The organism is Ancylomarina sp. YFZ004 (assembly GCF_054254355.1).
On record NZ_JBTCHQ010000008.1, the window covers coordinates 214,247 to 231,874 of the forward strand.

Genomic DNA, 17,628 nt, shown 5'->3' on the forward strand with positions numbered 1-17,628 from the left:
GATCTTAAGTGAAGAATAAATACCTTGTAAGATAAGTAATTAATTGCTTTGAGCCTTACGATAACAAACTCGACATAGAGGTTCGTAAGCATCTTTTTCGCCTAGAAGAACCAATTTATCGGTATCAGAAAGTCTATGTGAATATTGAGCCAAATTACCACATCGCATACAAACAGCATGTACTTTAGTTACATATTCAGCAGTAGCCATCAGTGCCGGAATTGGACCAAAAGGTTTCCCCTGAAAATCCATATCCAAACCTGCTACAATGACACGGATACCTTGGTTAGCGAGTACATTACAAACTTCTGCAAGACCATCATCAAAAAACTGTGCCTCGTCAATACCAACAACTTCAACATCGCTTGACAAGAGTAAAATATTCGCTGCAGTTTCAACAGGTGTTGAGCGAATAGCATTGGCATTATGTGACACAACCTCATCATCAGAATAGCGTGTATCAACCTTAGGTTTAAATATTTCCACCTTCTGCTTGGCAATTTTAGCTCGATTCAATCGTCGGATTAGCTCTTCCGTTTTTCCAGAAAACATTGAACCTGCAACAACTTCAATCCATCCTCTACTACCTGCACTACTAATATCGTTCTCAAGAAACATATTTATTTTCTTTAGTCATTTTACTTCGTCACACAAAAATAAGAAAAGCTCTAAATTTATTTAGTAATTTGCGGGATATTATCACCAAGTTGTATTGGGCTGAAAATCAAGTGAATTATTAAAACTCAGTATTTAAGATAACTCATGCTGATATGAATAAAATTCACCTATTAACAAGCTTTTACAGATCCTTTTCCTCTTAATATCCCTATTGGATACCTTATTTTGAAAGAATCCGTATTAATGAGATAAATCAAACAATGGGTTAATTTTCATTTCTAATCTTTCAAGATGAGTGCTATTCTTAGGCTAAGATTTCAGTTTGAATTAATAATCAGAAAAAATGAACAATAATCTAATCATACAACTCATAAAAAATAATATTGAAGAAATTCAAAACCTAATCATTCATTTTCAGAATGAACAAGATGACTTAAAAAGTGGATTTCCCTTATTAGAATCTCGACTAGCTAGCTTGAATAAGGATATTGAAATTCTAAAGTTAAATCTAGACAATCAAGAAATTGATTGTAAGTCAAAATCAATTGAATCTGAACTTAATTCAGACAATGGATCAACGTTTACTGTAGAAGAAGAGAAAATTCCATCTACGTTTATAAAAGCATCGACCATTGAAGAGGCTAAACCTATAAATGAAACGAATCATATTGAAGAGGAAATCCAGGTCATAAAGCCCATTAAAAATAATATTGAAACAGCTCTACCAACTCTTAATGATAAACTTCAAGCTTCCAGAGGAAATAATCTACAAGAGAAAATCCAAAAATCAAAGCTCGTAGATATTCAATCCGCCATTGGAGTAAATGATCAATTCTTATTTATTCGTGAGCTTTTTGGTAACAATTCTGAAGACTATAGAGCAGCAATAAATTATATAAATAGTCAAGACGACTGCAAAGAAATCATTTCACATTTTATTAAAACGAAACAGTGGAATAGTGAGGAAGATACCGTTATTCAATTCTTCGATCTCATCAAAAGAAAGTTCGAATAGGCTAATTCTAATATTTGAACTGGAAAATATTTTTTTTCACTAGTAATCATTACAATCTCCTTATCTTTGTGCACTAATTAGTAATTGCAATACACTTTTACATGTCAAAACTTTATATAGTCCCAACTCCAATTGGAAACCTCGAAGACATCACCATTCGAGCCATTAATGTTTTAAAATCTGTTGATATCATTCTTGCTGAAGACACACGAACTTCTGGATTTTTACTGAAGCGATATGAAATTAGCAAGCCTTTAATATCACATCACAAATTTAACGAGCATAAAGCTTCTCAGCAAATTGTAGATCGTATTAAAGCAGGTCAAACTATTGCTTTAATCTCTGATGCAGGAACGCCGGCAATTTCAGATCCAGGCTTTTTTCTAGTCAAGCATTGCATAGATAATGATATTGAAGTAGAATGTCTTCCGGGTGCGACAGCATTTGTACCAGCACTTGTCAATTCGGGCCTTCCGAACGAGCGATTCTGCTTCGAGGGTTTTATTCCTCAGAAGAAAGGTCGTCAGAACAAACTCACCGAGTTGGCTGAAGAACAAAGAACAATGATTTTTTACGAATCGCCACACCGCTTAGTAAAAACATTAACCCAATTTGCTGAGTATATGGGAGAAGATCGTAAAGCATCTGTTTCTCGTGAAATCTCAAAACTGTATGAAGAAAATGCCCGAGGTACACTAGGTGAACTTATTGCTCACTTTACAGCAAAAACAGTGAAAGGAGAAATCGTAATTGTGCTTGGTGGTAAAGTGATCGAAAAAAAGAAGAAAGAATACATTAAGAAGGATCGAATGTAAGATCTTATATCTCTCCCCTTTTCCTATGGATAAGGGGATTTTTTTTATGCCTTATTTTTATTAGTCTTCGTTCGTAAACTTAGGACAAGAGATAGCTTTATCGCCAATCTTTTTAGCTTTTCTTCTACGTTCTAATCGCTTCACATTTCTTGGACTAGAATAGTTATAGTTATAAGTCAAGGATATCTCTAACCCACCCTTACTGGCAGAGGTCAATTGTAGAGCTGATACATCAATATCGTAAGATAGAAGGAACTTAAATCTATTCTTCTGGAAACCTACTGTAGGAATAATATCTTCCTTATTTCGATACCATGCGCCATAATGCAAAACAATTCCTTTATCACCCGTAGCCATTGTAAAGTTAGCACCCACTACAATTTCTGTACTTAGGTACTCGCTTTTATACATAAACTCTGGCTTGATATATAATCGTGAGCTTAACTTTGTTTCTATACCTCCATGAAAATTATAACTTCGTTTCAAGTTATTCGTAATTTCATAGAAAGATTCATTGGGTTGATTAAGGTGAGAAACAGCCATACCGAGGAAATATTTTGTTTTCCCTCTAAAATATGTGAAAGCTCCTCCTAATGAAAAATCTATATAAAACAGGGTTTGTCTACCTAATGGTTCGCCTTTCTCCCATTCTTTATTAAAAATTGTTCCATCCCATTGTTCATCAAAAACCAGTTTATTATAATCAACTGATTTATTGACCAATTCGATACCTATACCCCCATGAAAAAACAAGGTATTCCCGGTATTCAAACTCTTGTTAATTGAGGTTGTCAACATCAGCTGATTGGTTTTCAGACCACCTTCACCAGCTTTATCGTTAAAAATAACCCCTCCAATACCTAACCATGAAGCACCAAGGTACGGGAATGATAATTTTCCATCGATATAGGCAGCTTGAGAAACAAAGGGGGTTGTGACAGAATTCCATTGGTTCCTATAATTAACACCGGTTCTAACATTGTAATCAGAGTTACCTGTTAATGCGGGATTTAGGAACACAGGCATCGAGTAGAACTGAGAAGAATATACCTGCTGTGCAGAAACATGCTTCAATCCTAAAAAAATAATAAATACAATAAATAGTATCTTATATTTATTCATACTCGAATAATAGAATTACTTCCTAAGGTTAAATCCAATTGAATATAACAAGGAAAGCTGAATGTATCAAATTTATCAATATAAAAGGGTAATAAAATTTATTACCCCCAAATTATTGTGCGTTAAATTACTAATATTTTTTTACTGAAGCTTAAGCTTTCTTTAATTATTCGTTATTGGGGATTTATGTTCTATCAAAAACAAAATTCAATCAGCATCAGAACTGAACCATTCGTCACAATTTAGTTAACTAAGGTCACTTCACCTCGTTTTTGTACTGAGGTTCCATTATCAAAAGTAACATTCAAATAATAGACATAAGCATCCATTCGTTGCAACTGGCCTTTATAAGTTCCGTCCCAACCAATTTCAAGTCGATTCGATTGGAATATTTGCTGTCCTCCTCTATTATAGATAATAAACGCAACAGATTTAATATTATTCCCTCGCACATAAAGAACATCATTATTTCCATCACCATTAGGCGTAAATCCTGATGGGAATCCAACATAATCTTCACCCTGTGGAAATGATACATTTACTTCATCTCTACCGATACAATTCTTAGGATTTGTGACAGCAACTGAGTAATCACCAGCAGTACCAACCTCAATAACTTGGGCAATTGCACCTGTAGACCATTGGAAGAAACTATCTTCGTTACCTGCATCTAATATGGCCGTTTCACCAGCATCAAGTGTAATATCATCGCCTAAATCTACAATTGGTGACGAATTTATTATGACATCAACACAAGCTGTTTCTTGATTACCGAAGGCATCAGAAACTTCAACACAATATTTACCTTTCTTATCGACATAAATACCACTATTTGTTTCTTGTCCTGGAATCCATAAATAAGTCGCATCAATATCTCTATCAATTGTTGGCTCCAGATAGGCTCTGTCACCTTCACAAATTTCAATTTCATCGCCTAAGTCAACGGTGAATTTCTTACCACCATTACTCGTTAATGTCAGTTCATCTGTATTAGAACAGCCATTTACATTGGTTATAGTTACGCTGAAAACACCTTCTGTTGTAACATCAATAGTTTGAGTTGTCTCACCTGTATTCCACAAATAAGTAGCACCAGCTCCAACATCACCAGCATTTAGACTTATCGTTTCATCTTCATAGATATAACGATCAGCACCCAAATCAACAATTGGTAAAGCATTGAATAAAACAGCTATGTCATCGCGCTTCACATTATTTGCATCATCAGTTACTACAACTGAATAGGTACCTGATTCATGTACACTGATGGTTTGAGTTTCGTCTCCAGTACTCCATTTGTATTTATAATTCTGAGAGATATTTGGATTTGGATTAAGAATAATTTCATCATTAACACAAGCTTGAATATCACCACCCAATTCGATGGCAAAAACATCATTCACACTTGTGATATTAATTTCATCACTTGCCTCACAGCCATTAGAACCAGTTACAGTAACGAAATATAAAGAACTCTTATCAACATCAATTGTTCTAGTGGTTTCTCCATTAGACCATAAATAAGTATCATTTAATCCTGCATCCAATGTTTTAATTTCTCCATCAGCAAGTTCATAATCATCACCTAAATTAACAATTGGTAAATCAAGAAGATTAACCTGAACACTTGCAGTTGATGTTTTATTGAAAACCGTTTCAGTAACCGTTAATGTGTAGTTACCGGCTTCGCGAACTTGTATCGATTCAGATGTTTCACCCGTAGACCATACGTAAGTGAAAGATCCAGTCATATTAATTCTTGGTGTAAGCGTTATTTCATCCCCCTTACAAACATCTATATTACCACCTAAATCAACCAGGAAGGATTCAATCACATTGATATTAGCGACAATTGTATCACCATAACAATTAAACCCATTCTTCTCAATCAACTTAACTTTCTTAGCACCCAGTTCATTTCCCCACTGAATGTCAAAACTTAATTCAGAATGAAGTTCGTCAGCCAATAAAGTGGTGTATTCATTCAATACTGTCGCTCCTGCTGGAACAAAAATTTCATAACGCTTACTTCTATCTGACGAACTTGGTGTAATATCCGGATCGTGTCGTAGAATATTAGCCTTATACGATTGTAAAGTTCCAAGCATAACCGTAGGCTCAAAATCTAAGAACTTTGTATCTGGTAAACCTAGTACATCTATCTCAACTCTATGGTCGTCGATATTTTCAACAATTTCTAAACCTGAAACACTCTTAGCTTCAACAATCATGATTTCAGAACGAGACTTTCTTCCTGATGTGTTTCTAATAGTCACAACGAAATCAAAAGTCGAAGTCCAAATTTCTTCAGCTCCCAGAGGTAATACAGCAGGCTCTCTGTCTACAGAATACTTAAATGTCCAAGGTAGTGGTCCTGTGTAATTCACGGTACAAGCTATATCAGCTTTCGGATTAACACCATTATTTGCAGAACAAACATAGGGTGTAGATAAATCGTCGAAAATAATTGTAGGTAGTTCACCTACAACATCAACTTCAAGAATTAATGGTTCTCCCAAACAACGATTCAGCTTATCAACAGGATAAACCTTAACCTGATACTTACCTGAAACATTAAAGGTATACTCCTCAGAAATATGAGTCTTAGAAGTTAGATTAACTGTTGTGCCAGCGTCTTCACTGAAAATTTCCCAACGGTAATCAATAGCAGTATTCTCTTCAGCCTTAAAGCTCAATGCTGTTCCCTTTACTACATTATGCTGCGCCACAACAGCCAATCCCCCAAGGAGGATAGCTATTGCAGTTAGCAGTGTTTTATGTAGTAAGGTTCTCAACATATTATTTTATTATTCTAATTTATTAAAATCTAATTTATAGACTATACACTAGTTAAGTGTAATAGTTCCTGAAATAACTGGCTTACCATGAACAGTAACGCTTCTTGTATTATTCGCAACATCACCATCAACAGCGACTATACCTAAATCGGCAGTTTTCGCACTAATTAATTGAATACTTACGGTTTGATCACCAGAAGTTAAATTTTCAAAATCTGAAAGGCTCAATTGTCCAGTTAATGGAGTTGGATCACCTGCAGTACCCATTGTAACTACTTGAGTTGTTGTTGTAAGATCAATAGCAGTAATTAAGTATGTCAATTCAAATGGAGCTACACCACCAGTAAATACAACATCAAAATCGCTGACAGTTAAAGCACCTCCTAATAATGGAGAACAATCAATTACTGAAATATTACTTGCATCACTAGCAAACATTACTGAAGCAGCACCTACTACAAGAATTGAAGACGTTCTTGTTTCTGTAATACAGCCATTACCATCAGTACCAAAAACTGTTAAATCATGTGTTCCTGCAGTAGCCCAAACAAACGTGATCGAATTTCCAGTTTGCAATGTTAAATCATCACTTGTACCTGCAGTTGCCCAAGTATAAGTTACGCCTGCAACAGGGTCTACATTATATGTATGAGATGTATTAATAGTCACAGTTTGATCCTGTGCATTAACAGTTCCTACAAATGCGATTAAGCTAATAAATAGTACTCCGAATATTTTAGATAGTTTCATAGTGGTTTAATTTAGTTGTATCGTTGATATATTTGGTTTCTTATAAATTTCTCTTGTATGTATTTCTTGACCAGGAACTATTTTCAAAATCCCTCCATAACTATTTGTTGCACTTGTTATGCTTATATGATTTGTTGTATCGCTAATTTCATTTTCAATAATGCCCTCTACTTGGAACATTTTATCTGCAAAATTTACAATTGCAGTTCGATCAACAGTATCATCTAGACGATAATTTACTGTAATCGGGTATTGTGATTCTGGTAACTCAGTACCAGAGTTAAACATCACTACCAATTCAGTAGCAAATTGTGAATCTAAATCAGCACAATCATCTGATGTTAGATCTTTAAATATAATTGTTGGTGTTGAAACCACAGTGTATTTCCACGCCTTTATATTCGTACAACCATTATTTCCGGTTGCATATAATGTAAGATAATAATCTCCATCATCAAGCCATTTAATAGTAATGGCATTGGGTTCACCATCTACTGGTGTTACTTCACATTGTGTAGAAGCATTTGCTTCCAAGTCTAAATCGGTATTGGTATAAACTTTCCAAACATATGTTTGTACATCGGCATTAACCGGTACTTGATATTTTACTTGAGAATTAAGCACAACAGTATAAGCATCCTGCCCACTTGCCGAAGCAAGTGAGAGGATGATTATGGCCAAAACCATAAGTGTCTTATATATTGTGTTTATTTTCATTTATTATTAATTTCCACTCATAACACCAATTGTCGGAAGTGCTTTAAATGTATGCGTAACAGTATCGCCAGATCCAGTGTCTTTAGCTAAAGTCACAGTATCAATAGTTAGATCTTTATCCAAAGTCAAAATCAACTCAGGAGTTATTAACTTATTTACAACAGTTACAGTTACTAATACGTAATCTTGATCACCAGCAATTACATATGGAGCAGCAGTTGTTATAGCTGTTCCACCAGCATCAACAACGCTAGTAATAGAAGCATCAGCTCTTAGGGCTGCAAATGCAACTTGCCATCCATTAGTCGTGTTAGTGAATTCTCGATTAATACGATACACAGTTTCTGAAGTACCTAAGTCATAATTATCAGGATCTGAATTTACAATCGGACTAATTGTAGATTGATCAAGACAAGTAAGTGTTGCAATATCACTTGCAGGGTCTGATGGATCAATTGTACCTGGTGTAGTAGAACCAGTCACGTCGGCAAGTATTGCATTAAATAGACCGGTTTGAACATCAATTTGGATACCTTTAATATTAGAACAACCATCATTTTCAACATCAACAAACAGATAATAAGTTCCCGTTGCTTTTCCTGTCCAAAAGATCCTAACATCAGAAATTGCTGTTCCTGATAAATTACCAGACGCATCTGCTACAGTATTTCCATCTAAAGTAGATAGAGTAAACTCAGAATTTGCAAAATCAGCAAAAGTAATTGGGGTAGCACCTACTGTTGCAGCTCTAGAAATATACCAGGTCGTTGTACTTCCTCCATCAATATTATCAAAATTATAAGTGTGAGAAGATCCTGGCCAAGGTTTCTCAAATGTAGAGCTTTGTGCTTTAGTAAGCTCTACAGAGCTCACTAAAACAACTAGTGCAATTAATAATTTATAGATATTTTTCATATTTTATTTATTTTTAAAATTAGATACCAACGAAATCTCCAATACTTGGCATAACCTTAACTGTATGAGTTAGATTTGCAGGCAATGACACTGTTGCATTAGTTTCAGTTGTTTCATTACGAGCACTGTCAAAATGTATTGTAAATGAAGGGGAAACACCTGGTTGATTATCTAAAACAATAACAATATTCGTGGACACACCTGAAATAATTGCTGATTGAATATCAGAAATATTTGCTTGTGTTCCATTTACTCCATTCACAGACCATGTGTAAGAAGTAGGAGCATTTACAGCTGTAATATCAAACTGGAATGACCACTCATCAGCCAAAGCACTATTCACAGGTGTTACAGTGTAAGTCAAAGTTGTTTTACCAGCAACATATCCACTATTTGTACCATCTCCAGCTACAGCGACTAGAGGGCTGAAAGTAACATCAAGATCTGGACAAGAAGGGTCTGGAGTAACAATATCAGCAATAGCAATATTAAAGATATTTGCAACTGGTACTATATGTACCGCCTTGTAATTGGCGCTTTCACAGTCTGTTCCATCAAGAGCAGGAGTATAAACCTTTAGAAAAAGATAAAATCCACCTGCAACACCAGTTGCAGCAGCATCCCATTGAATGTCTACAGTAGCAGAACCACCTCCAGTAGCAATGGTTCCTTTTTCAACATCTGTGGCTCCAACGAAAACACCAAAGCTTGAAACTCGCGTAGCATCGAATTTATTCTCTGTAGTTACAAAAAACTCGTATTCAGCATTAGCTTGAATATTCTGAAATGTATAATTATGAGTTGCTCCATTAAATGGTGCCAAAGCATTACTTTGTGCAAAAGTTTGGCTGGCAAAGGATACTAAGCCTAGACAAACAACGAGTGATAATAATAATTTTTTCATATATGTTTTATTTATTGAATTTTATATAAAGTTTTATATTGAGTTTACTAATTAAATCCACCAATTACCGGCATAATCTTAACTGTTTCAACTACACTTGGATCTACGGTCTTAGCACTAACAGAAGTAGAAGCATCAGTAGCATCTGTTACAGTAACTGTAAATTCGGGTCTATCTCCTGGTTTATTATTTAAAATAATTTGTAGGGTTTGAGTGTTCCCAGGTACAGCTACTCCAGTTTCAGCTGTATTAGTTATAGTTGTTGGAGTTGCACCACCCAAAACAGAAGTTTTAGTTGTCCCACCATCTAAACTATAAGTATAACCACCTGTTCCAACTTGCTTGATATCGAAATCTAAATTCCAAGCGTTTGTTGAACCTGTTCTTGTAAAGGTGAAATTCATTGCGGTTGTTCCTGAATTATATACATCTATTGGTGCAACTACTGCTTTAAATCCTGTTAAATCTGGACAAACATCACTTGTTGCACTTGTATTAGTTAAATCATTGGTAACTAAAACGTCAAAATTATTACCAAGTGGTTGAATAAAAACAGCATTATAATTATGACATATTGTTGTTTCATCAGCAGCATGAACATCAACAAATAACCAAAGACCTGAAGGGTACGTTGCTGCGGCATTATCTGCCCATGCAATAGATACACTCGCTGGGTTGGTAGCATCAACAGTACCTACCGCACCAGTCATGATGCTTGCTAGGTCATTAATTAATCCAACTTTGTTAATACCATCAGCAGAATTACTAAAATAGAATTCGTATTCCAAACCAACTGCTACGTCAAAGGTATAAGAATAGGTAGCTCCACCATAAGGCTTCAACTTCATTCCAGGAGCATCTAATGCCTGTGCAAAAGTCTGAGAGGAAATCATCATGATTCCCAAACAAATCAAAAATGAGAGTAATTGTTTTTTCATAATATGTTAATTTTACAGTTGTTTTTATTGATTTTTATTATTCAAAACCCACAATTTGTGGTATAATTTTCAACTTGTGTCGTATTGTAATTGCATCTTGTATTGCATTATTTGTTCCTCCATTTGAGATTGTAAAATCAATAGGTATTGGTAAAGCAGTCCCAACTACATTGTCTACATCAATAGTAAACAATACATAAGTTGCCGCTGCAGTCACACTAATCACACCTGAATTATCAGTAGCGCTGCCCGAATCTGTATCCAGTTTTATCCCCCCTGTAACAACAGTTGCCCCATTAACCTCGTATCGAAAAGACCAATCGCCCGTAACGCATAAACGATCTACTCTAAATTGAACTTGTGACGTTCCTGGGTCATATTTATTATCAGGATTAGATATTGGAGCTATCACAGCTTGTAAGTCATTTAAGTCTGGACAGTGTATTCCATTTACAATTCCTGCATCTGTTTCGGGTGTTGTAGTTCCTGTTACATCTACTAGTGCTAAATTATTTTCTTTGGTTACAATTACCACAAAAGATTTGAAAATTCCTGTTCCACTTCCAACTGAGTTAATAATTTCAAAAGTATTGGTTGTTGTTCCAATAGGAAATGCACTACCTGAGATCAAACCTAAAGTTTGAGTGAATCGAGGACCTTCGAATTCAACAACATATTTTTTAGTTTGTGATATTGAATTATCGTTCCACTTTCCATTTTCAGGATGATTACCAATTTTATCACCGCCCCAATTCACGTAAAGCTCTACCCAATCCTCTGCTCCTGAGTTATCACTTGGCTGACTTCCATTCCAGTTATAATAACTAGATGTTCCACCTGTTACCCACTTAAAATCACTTTGAATTAAAGAGTCATTTAATCCAATCCAAATCCCTTCAGAAACATTCGCTTTAAGGATGGAATTGTCACGTAAAAAATCATTCTCCAAATCATCTTCAATAGTTACCAAATGCCCTCCCACATTAAAAGCTGCTTTGTTCGCATTAGTCGCATTAAGTGGCGTATCAGACAAGTAATAAGAGTGACCATTAAACTTACCTATAAAGGTATAATCCGTCATATCTTCAACAAAAGCACAGTTATCAGTAACAACAGGATTGTTATAGGTTACAATAGCTGAGCATTTATTTGGGTCTGCATCTATAGTTAGATTATTAAGGTTATCTGCAAAAACAGGGTTTGTAGTGTCTGCATCCTCAACAACGCTAAGTGCAGAAGAATTAAAACTACCTCTTACTACATAAAGAACATTATCACTACCATCAACAACGACATAGCGAGAATCTACATTATAATCTGAAGGAGAAACAGGAACATCTAAAAACTGATTAGAAAACTGGTAAGCACGAATAATGTCAGTGCCTTGTCTCAAACGATACTGATATTTCACTACATCGGGAAAACTCGAAACAGCAGGAGTCATTGTAGCAGTAATGGTTGCGCTACCTCCAGAACATGCAGCAATAGAACTGGCACTAACAGATATAGATGGTTTTGCATGAACATGAACTAATAATCCGGGATTCAATACTCCAGTCGAACAAGCTGCAGCATCCGCTGACACTTCTTGAATTTTAAGAGTATGATCCTCTAATGTATTAACTCCAGATAAAGTCCAAATGTGGTTTAAAATAGCTTGATTATAGGTAGCCCCTTCAAAAACCACATTACCTCCATCAGCAGGAGGATCAACTGTATTATTGGGAACAACAAAATCTTTAGTTGACAAATGAGTACCATCAACATACCATTCTATTGTTGATCCTGGGAAGCCAAACAAGGTGTAAGTAATAGTTGTATCTGCACAAACATGCTGTTCAATTGGAACGTCATTTTCTATATCGGTTTGCCCCAACGCAGAATGCCCGAACAGAATGCTCAGGCTAAATAATAGTAGAAGTTTAATGTGTATAGTTTTAATCAAATACTAATGTTTTATTATCAAAATCAGTTGAAAACCTCTCAATCTCCCTTCAGTAGATAAGTTCAATATAAACAAAATAACATAAAACACAAACTAAGAGGGTTTAATAATCAACCCTTATTTTAGACTAAGAGATCTTATGTTCTTACAAAAACTCAAATCACAAAGCCGACAAATATAAACATTGTAACACTTGCCGACAATTACATTAATCAAAAAAACTTAACTATGTAAACTATATTTCAAGCCGTTAACCAAAACAGCATTCTGATCATCGTCAATTCCTCACCCCAATAGAATTAAGTTTTCTTATTTTCATTTTTCTTAACAGGAATAAAATAAGCATATTCTAATGTGAAGTTAATTACTCCTAAGAATATGACTTGAATCTCAAGTTCCTTGTTAAAAGAACCACTTCTTGTTTATAATTTAGTCCCTCTTTTTTTTGTCAAAAAAAACTTCAACTTCATCCTTTAAGATTGAAAAACATCATTATAAAAACTGAAAAATAGAACTCAATAACAGGTCATTACAATTAAAAGTTAAAAGATCTAGCTTTCAAATTTAAACTTTTTTAACACTAATCCAAAAAAACAGCTTAATCTTTTAAAAAAAACCTTTTATCAATGTTAATCAGACGTTCGTCACCAGATAACAAATTACAAAGTCAAGAAAAAACAAGAAACCAATAGATCTAAAGAGTCTGTCAGTAATTGATACAAAAAATTAGGTTCTTTTCTATTTTAAAATACCTTTGGAACAAACTAGACTTCAATATGAAATATCAGCATATCTTTTTCGACCTGGATCGAACACTTTGGGATTTCGATAAAAATTCAGAAAAAACACTAAAACAACTCTTTAGAGATTTCGGTCTTCAAAACACATTTGGCAATTTCTTATTTTTCAAGAATCGATATGAGTATCACAATAAGAAACTCTGGGTCGCTTATTACCAAAATCGAATCGAGAAAGACGAATTGAGCTACAGAAGATTCTACCTAACACTAAAAGAAGCTGGCCTGGATGACATAGCACTTTCTAAAGAAATTGCTCAAGATTTCATTGAACTCAGCCCATTACAAACTGAAATATTCCCGAACACACACTCCTGTTTAGAATATCTTAAAGGAAAAGACTATCGTCTACATATTATCACCAATGGTTTTAATGAGGTGCAAGGGCGAAAACTGCAAAATTCAAAACTGGATAGTTATTTCACAGAGGTTATAACTTCTGAAAATGCGGGTGCTAACAAACCGCATGCACAAATATTCGATTTTGCCTTTAATCTGACAGGAGCTCAGGTCAATAATAGCATCATGATTGGGGACGACCTAAACACCGATATTAAAGGAGCACGTGATATGGGCATGGATCACATCTATTTCAATCCTAAAAAGGCAAATCATAAAGAAGAACCGACTTTTGAGATTGAAAACCTGAAGGAATTGATTGATATATTTTAATGACCCTTATTAAAAGAATATGCCAATTGGAGCAGGCAAAGGATTGACAGTAACAGTTACTTCACCGGAGTACTTAGGATCACCAGCGCCATTACTTTTAATAACTTTTCGCCTAAAAGAATAAGCTCCTACCGGAAGGCCAGGCTCCGGAAAATCAGGAATAAAAACGAGATCAATATTTAAACTTCCTGTGCTTGTCCAATCAATCGTGGTGGATGAGTATTCCCAGGAATAAGAATCATAAGCAGCAGGCCAAGCTTCAGTCTTATTCACAATTGACGGTAAAGAGGCCTCAGAACAACTATTAGGATTGCCAACAATCTCAATAGTACCTCCCGTAGCTCCAGTACTTACTTTCTGAAAGTAATCCCAGATATCTGGATTATTACCTTCTAATGCGGGAATTGTAAAATGGTTTCCAGTTTCCAACACAGGTAAATGTTTCAAATCACCCGACTGAACATAAATACTATTTATGTAAACTTTATCTTTATCTCCTACCTTAAATTTCCCTCCCCATTTCCCGGGAGCACTAAAACTATTAGCAATCAAATAGCCTGAAGTCGAAACACTAATATTCTTCCCTATAGACAGATTTCCTGTAACAATTACAATCCCACCTTCTGCTATTATTAAATCTTTCTGATTGGTCATAATTAAATCCCCATACACAACCAATTTTCCTTTAACGATTATCTCTACAGAAGATGTCAGTCCATTCTCATAAACCTCCTCAACTCCAACGTTAATTGTTCTAGCAAACAAAGAAAAACTAACCATAAAACTAAATATAAATAAGATGCCTTTTATAAAATAATTTCTCATAGAACAATACTTATTTTCTTATCTAAAGTGACATAGAAGCAAAACTGCTCCAACGTCATTTCCAAACAAATAATTCAACACATTTGAGACACAAGCAATTTAATCATCAAAACTTTACAATAAGATAGATATTAAATCCAAAAACGAACATTTGTTTAAAAAATATATTATTAACTAAAATTGATTCTAAAACAAGTAGAGTCTCCAAGTCACTATTAACAGTAGAATTTAATACAATCTAGAATTATTCTATATTATGTTTACACATCCACACTCAGATATAATCTTCATAATTAAATATAGATGTAACGTCAACTACTCATAAAAGATTCCAACAGGAAAAAGGATTAAATAAGAACCTGATTACAGGAAGAATAGGCCCTCATGCAAACACTAGATTTATATACTTGTCTAAATAAAGAAATTGTTGCGCGAACTATACAAGAACAGTCTGTTTGCTGCTTTGTCCCAGTAAATATTGTCCCGGCTTCGGTATTCGGCTCACAACTATTAGCCGAAGCAACCATTGGTAGATATTTTCTGAACTTGGCGGAGATTCAGTAATTGTCAAAAGATACAAGAAGAATGATTCGAAAACATTAAGTAAACGATAATCACAGAAACAAATCCTTTTATATAAAAGGATTTATTCTAATTAGATATAAGATTTATTCATGGAAAATTCCCACAGGATTTGGTTTGGGAGTAATAAGGACTGGCGCATTATTCAATAAATCTAGTTCACAAGCACCTTTAGATGCTTTTATGGCGATCAAATTATTTCCCACAGGTAAATCAGAAGCTAAGATTACAATATTTAAGTCAGCCCCAGTTCCATTAACTGCACTTCCAATTTGTGTTGCACCTAAATATAAAGAATAAGAGACAGCAAGTTCACTATTTTGAATTGTGACATTTGCATCTTCATTATCACATTTTGTGTCTCCAACAATTCCCAGACTATTATCAGGAGTACCTATCACTTGTACATTAATATTACAAGAACTACTATTCCCATTTACATCAGTAACAGTTAGGCTAACATCGTTATCTCCAACATCACCACATGTAAAATTGGTCTTACTTAACACTCTTGAAGCTATCCCACAAGCATCCGTATAACCTGGGTCTATATCATCAACATCAATTGTAGCAGCCCCTGACACACTCAAATCCAAAACTAAGTCAGTGCATGTTCCACCACCACTATCTTTTACATATTCACGAGCCAAGCCTGGTCCTTGCCACTCCAGCTTAATAACAGCCCCGCCTCCATTCTCGTAATATTCCAGTTTAATTGGTGTAGATTGGCCAGCTGTTAAATTGAATGTTTCTGTATTCACTGTGGGACCATGGTTCGTCCAATTGTTTATTATTCTTGTACCATCAACCCACAAACGAACGCCATCGTCAGAGGTCGTATAAAAGGTATAGGTTCCTGTTTGAGGAGCTGTTACGTTTCCTTGAAAACGAATAGAAAAATCATTTGTCCCAACAAGATTAGATTCTGGTGCTCCAGATCCCCAGTTGTAATTTAACTCACTAACATTTATTGTTTCCATCAATGTATTAAAACTCCTCCCATTGTAATATTCAGCCTTAAGGCTAGCAATTTCAGGAGGTGTATTATCTGTAACAATCACATCGAAACTATGTGTTGCCGTATTTCCGGAATTATCTGTCGCCAGAAAAGTATTGGTCGTTGTTCCAACAGGAAACAAAGAACCTGAAGGTAAACCAGCTGTTTGAGTAATAATTGCAGGTTGAAACTCCACAACATACCTTCTATTGTTCGTCCCTCTCAAATCATTCCACCTACCATTAGAATACATAACTGTATGGTCCTCTCCTCCAGAATTATTAGGCTCGCCACTATTCCAATTCTCATAGCCATTACTCTCACCCGTCACCCAAACAAAATTACCTTCACTTGCGGCATCGTTGTAGGCAATCCAAACTTCACCAACCTTATTATTGATCCAATTATTTTCAGCTTGAGTATTAATCGTAACTAAATGTCCACCAATATTTACTGAATTTTGTGTGGCAGCATTTATATTAACAGAACTATTTGAGTAGTAATAAGTATGTCCATTTAGAGTCCCTAAATAAGAGTAGCCAGAGATACTATTCGTTCTTGATGTGCAATTATCATTTGCAATAGGGTAGGTATACGAAACGATTGCTCCACAAGCATTATTGGATGCATTTTCAGCTATATTAGATTGTGGGTTTTGAAATATAGGTACTTCTGTTTCGGCATTCAAAACAATGCTATTTTCTGAATCAACAATAGTCGGATTATTACCTCCATTATTCACTTTATATACCTGTACAGAATAAGTTCCTATCTGCAAGTTTGTAAAAGTAACAGAAGTGTTACTTGTTGTTATTCGATCAATTCGACTTGAATTCAAGTATAAATCAAACCTGTATCTTCTATTATTTCCAGGCCCACTGCTCATGGAAGCTTGAATACTTCCTTGCTCACCAAAACAAACTTGATCTGGAGTGGGAACTGTTAAAGTTTGACCATACAAGAATACAGTCTGAAATATAAATAAAACAATAAGTAAGAGCTTTCGTAAGTTCATAGATTAAGCATTAAATCTTTAAGCAAGTGCCTAAAAATAATAAATTAATCTATTCAATAACTACACAGAACTGACCATGTATCTATTATGAAAACTAAATTTGAAGATTATTCGAAGAAGATGCCTATGGGTTTTGCGTGAGCATTCACTGTTAGAGTCATAGGAACTCTTCTTGGGATTATACAGCTTGAAGATTCTCTTTC

General features: G+C 35.0%; 14 protein-coding genes. 3 read left to right on the plus strand and 11 right to left on the minus strand.

Annotated elements, in window-relative coordinates; genetic code table 11:
- Positions 1–39: 39 nt before the first annotated feature.
- On the minus strand, positions 40–618 hold the full coding sequence (locus tag ACXR6G_RS13840; RefSeq protein WP_458362030.1) for a thymidine kinase: 579 nt from the start codon (positions 616–618) through the stop codon (positions 40–42).
- Between the two features lie 343 nt (positions 619–961).
- On the opposite strand from ACXR6G_RS13840, the gene ACXR6G_RS13845 reads away from it, so the two are divergent.
- Together ACXR6G_RS13845 and rsmI are read left to right on the plus strand one after the other, a co-directional pair.
- Complete coding sequence (locus ACXR6G_RS13845) at positions 962–1,633, plus strand: hypothetical protein (RefSeq protein ID WP_458362031.1); 672 nt, start codon at positions 962–964, stop codon at positions 1,631–1,633.
- 101 nt (positions 1,634–1,734) lie between these two features.
- A complete protein-coding gene (gene rsmI / locus ACXR6G_RS13850; protein ID WP_458362032.1) occupies positions 1,735–2,448 on the plus strand; it encodes a 16S rRNA (cytidine(1402)-2'-O)-methyltransferase in 714 nt (237 codons plus the stop codon).
- A 60-nt stretch (positions 2,449–2,508) separates the two neighbouring features.
- Here the strand turns inward: rsmI and ACXR6G_RS13855 are convergent, their stop codons facing one another.
- The 8 genes from ACXR6G_RS13855 to ACXR6G_RS13890 all read right to left on the minus strand — a co-directional run bounded on the left by ACXR6G_RS13855 (position 2,509) and on the right by ACXR6G_RS13890 (position 12,537).
- Positions 2,509–3,570 carry a PorP/SprF family type IX secretion system membrane protein gene (locus tag ACXR6G_RS13855; protein WP_458362033.1) on the minus strand — a complete coding sequence of 354 codons (1,062 nt, stop codon included), beginning with the start codon at positions 3,568–3,570 and terminating at the stop codon, positions 2,509–2,511.
- Positions 3,571–3,812: 242 nt separating this feature from the next.
- Positions 3,813–6,368, minus strand: a complete 2,556-nt coding sequence (locus ACXR6G_RS13860) for a T9SS type B sorting domain-containing protein (RefSeq protein WP_458362034.1) — start codon at positions 6,366–6,368, stop codon at positions 3,813–3,815.
- Positions 6,369–6,416: 48 nt separating this feature from the next.
- Positions 6,417–7,118, minus strand: a complete 702-nt coding sequence (locus ACXR6G_RS13865) for a hypothetical protein (protein ID WP_458362035.1) — start codon at positions 7,116–7,118, stop codon at positions 6,417–6,419.
- A 6-nt stretch (positions 7,119–7,124) separates the two neighbouring features.
- Positions 7,125–7,805 (minus strand): hypothetical protein, encoded by a 681-nt coding sequence (locus ACXR6G_RS13870; RefSeq protein ID WP_458362036.1) that lies wholly within the window; start codon positions 7,803–7,805, stop codon positions 7,125–7,127.
- A 36-nt stretch (positions 7,806–7,841) separates the two neighbouring features.
- Positions 7,842–8,750 (minus strand): hypothetical protein, encoded by a 909-nt coding sequence (locus ACXR6G_RS13875; protein ID WP_458362037.1) that lies wholly within the window; start codon positions 8,748–8,750, stop codon positions 7,842–7,844.
- A gap of 19 nt (positions 8,751–8,769) precedes the next feature.
- Positions 8,770–9,654: a hypothetical protein gene (locus ACXR6G_RS13880; RefSeq protein ID WP_458362038.1), complete on the minus strand. Its 885-nt coding sequence runs from the start codon at positions 9,652–9,654 to the stop codon at positions 8,770–8,772.
- 47 nt (positions 9,655–9,701) lie between these two features.
- Positions 9,702–10,592 carry a hypothetical protein gene (locus ACXR6G_RS13885; RefSeq protein ID WP_458362039.1) on the minus strand — a complete coding sequence of 297 codons (891 nt, stop codon included), beginning with the start codon at positions 10,590–10,592 and terminating at the stop codon, positions 9,702–9,704.
- Between the two features lie 37 nt (positions 10,593–10,629).
- Positions 10,630–12,537 (minus strand): C-type lectin domain-containing protein, encoded by a 1,908-nt coding sequence (locus tag ACXR6G_RS13890; RefSeq protein WP_458362040.1) that lies wholly within the window; start codon positions 12,535–12,537, stop codon positions 10,630–10,632.
- A 776-nt stretch (positions 12,538–13,313) separates the two neighbouring features.
- On the opposite strand from ACXR6G_RS13890, the gene ACXR6G_RS13895 reads away from it, so the two are divergent.
- Positions 13,314–14,006, plus strand: a complete 693-nt coding sequence (locus ACXR6G_RS13895) for a YjjG family noncanonical pyrimidine nucleotidase (RefSeq protein ID WP_458362041.1) — start codon at positions 13,314–13,316, stop codon at positions 14,004–14,006.
- A gap of 9 nt (positions 14,007–14,015) precedes the next feature.
- On the opposite strand, the gene ACXR6G_RS13900 is transcribed toward ACXR6G_RS13895, so the two are convergent.
- Positions 14,016–14,831, minus strand: a complete 816-nt coding sequence (locus ACXR6G_RS13900; protein ID WP_458362042.1) for a hypothetical protein — start codon at positions 14,829–14,831, stop codon at positions 14,016–14,018.
- A gap of 668 nt (positions 14,832–15,499) precedes the next feature.
- Positions 15,500–17,425 carry a PA14 domain-containing protein gene (locus tag ACXR6G_RS13905; protein WP_458362043.1) on the minus strand — a complete coding sequence of 642 codons (1,926 nt, stop codon included), beginning with the start codon at positions 17,423–17,425 and terminating at the stop codon, positions 15,500–15,502.
- Positions 17,426–17,628 lie beyond the last annotated feature (203 nt).

Bases quoted from the DNA above. Each gene is read 5' to 3' on its own strand.
- ACXR6G_RS13860 (WP_458362034.1), bottom strand. From the start codon at position 6,368: ATGTTGAGAACCTTACTACATAAAACACTGCTAACTGCAATAGCTATC.
- ACXR6G_RS13855 (WP_458362033.1), bottom strand. From the start codon at position 3,570: ATGAATAAATATAAGATACTATTTATTGTATTTATTATTTTTTTAGGA.
- ACXR6G_RS13870 (WP_458362036.1), bottom strand. From the start codon at position 7,805: ATGGTTTTGGCCATAATCATCCTCTCACTTGCTTCGGCAAGTGGGCAG.
- rsmI (WP_458362032.1), top strand. From the start codon at position 1,735: ATGTCAAAACTTTATATAGTCCCAACTCCAATTGGAAACCTCGAAGAC.
- ACXR6G_RS13880 (WP_458362038.1), bottom strand. From the start codon at position 9,654: ATGAAAAAATTATTATTATCACTCGTTGTTTGTCTAGGCTTAGTATCC.
- ACXR6G_RS13845 (WP_458362031.1), top strand. From the start codon at position 962: ATGAACAATAATCTAATCATACAACTCATAAAAAATAATATTGAAGAA.
- ACXR6G_RS13875 (WP_458362037.1), bottom strand. From the start codon at position 8,750: ATGAAAAATATCTATAAATTATTAATTGCACTAGTTGTTTTAGTGAGC.
- ACXR6G_RS13885 (WP_458362039.1), bottom strand. From the start codon at position 10,592: ATGAAAAAACAATTACTCTCATTTTTGATTTGTTTGGGAATCATGATG.
- ACXR6G_RS13900 (WP_458362042.1), bottom strand. From the start codon at position 14,831: ATGAGAAATTATTTTATAAAAGGCATCTTATTTATATTTAGTTTTATG.
- ACXR6G_RS13865 (WP_458362035.1), bottom strand. From the start codon at position 7,118: ATGAAACTATCTAAAATATTCGGAGTACTATTTATTAGCTTAATCGCA.
- ACXR6G_RS13895 (WP_458362041.1), top strand. From the start codon at position 13,314: ATGAAATATCAGCATATCTTTTTCGACCTGGATCGAACACTTTGGGAT.
- ACXR6G_RS13905 (WP_458362043.1), bottom strand. From the start codon at position 17,425: ATGAACTTACGAAAGCTCTTACTTATTGTTTTATTTATATTTCAGACT.
- ACXR6G_RS13840 (WP_458362030.1), bottom strand. From the start codon at position 618: ATGTTTCTTGAGAACGATATTAGTAGTGCAGGTAGTAGAGGATGGATT.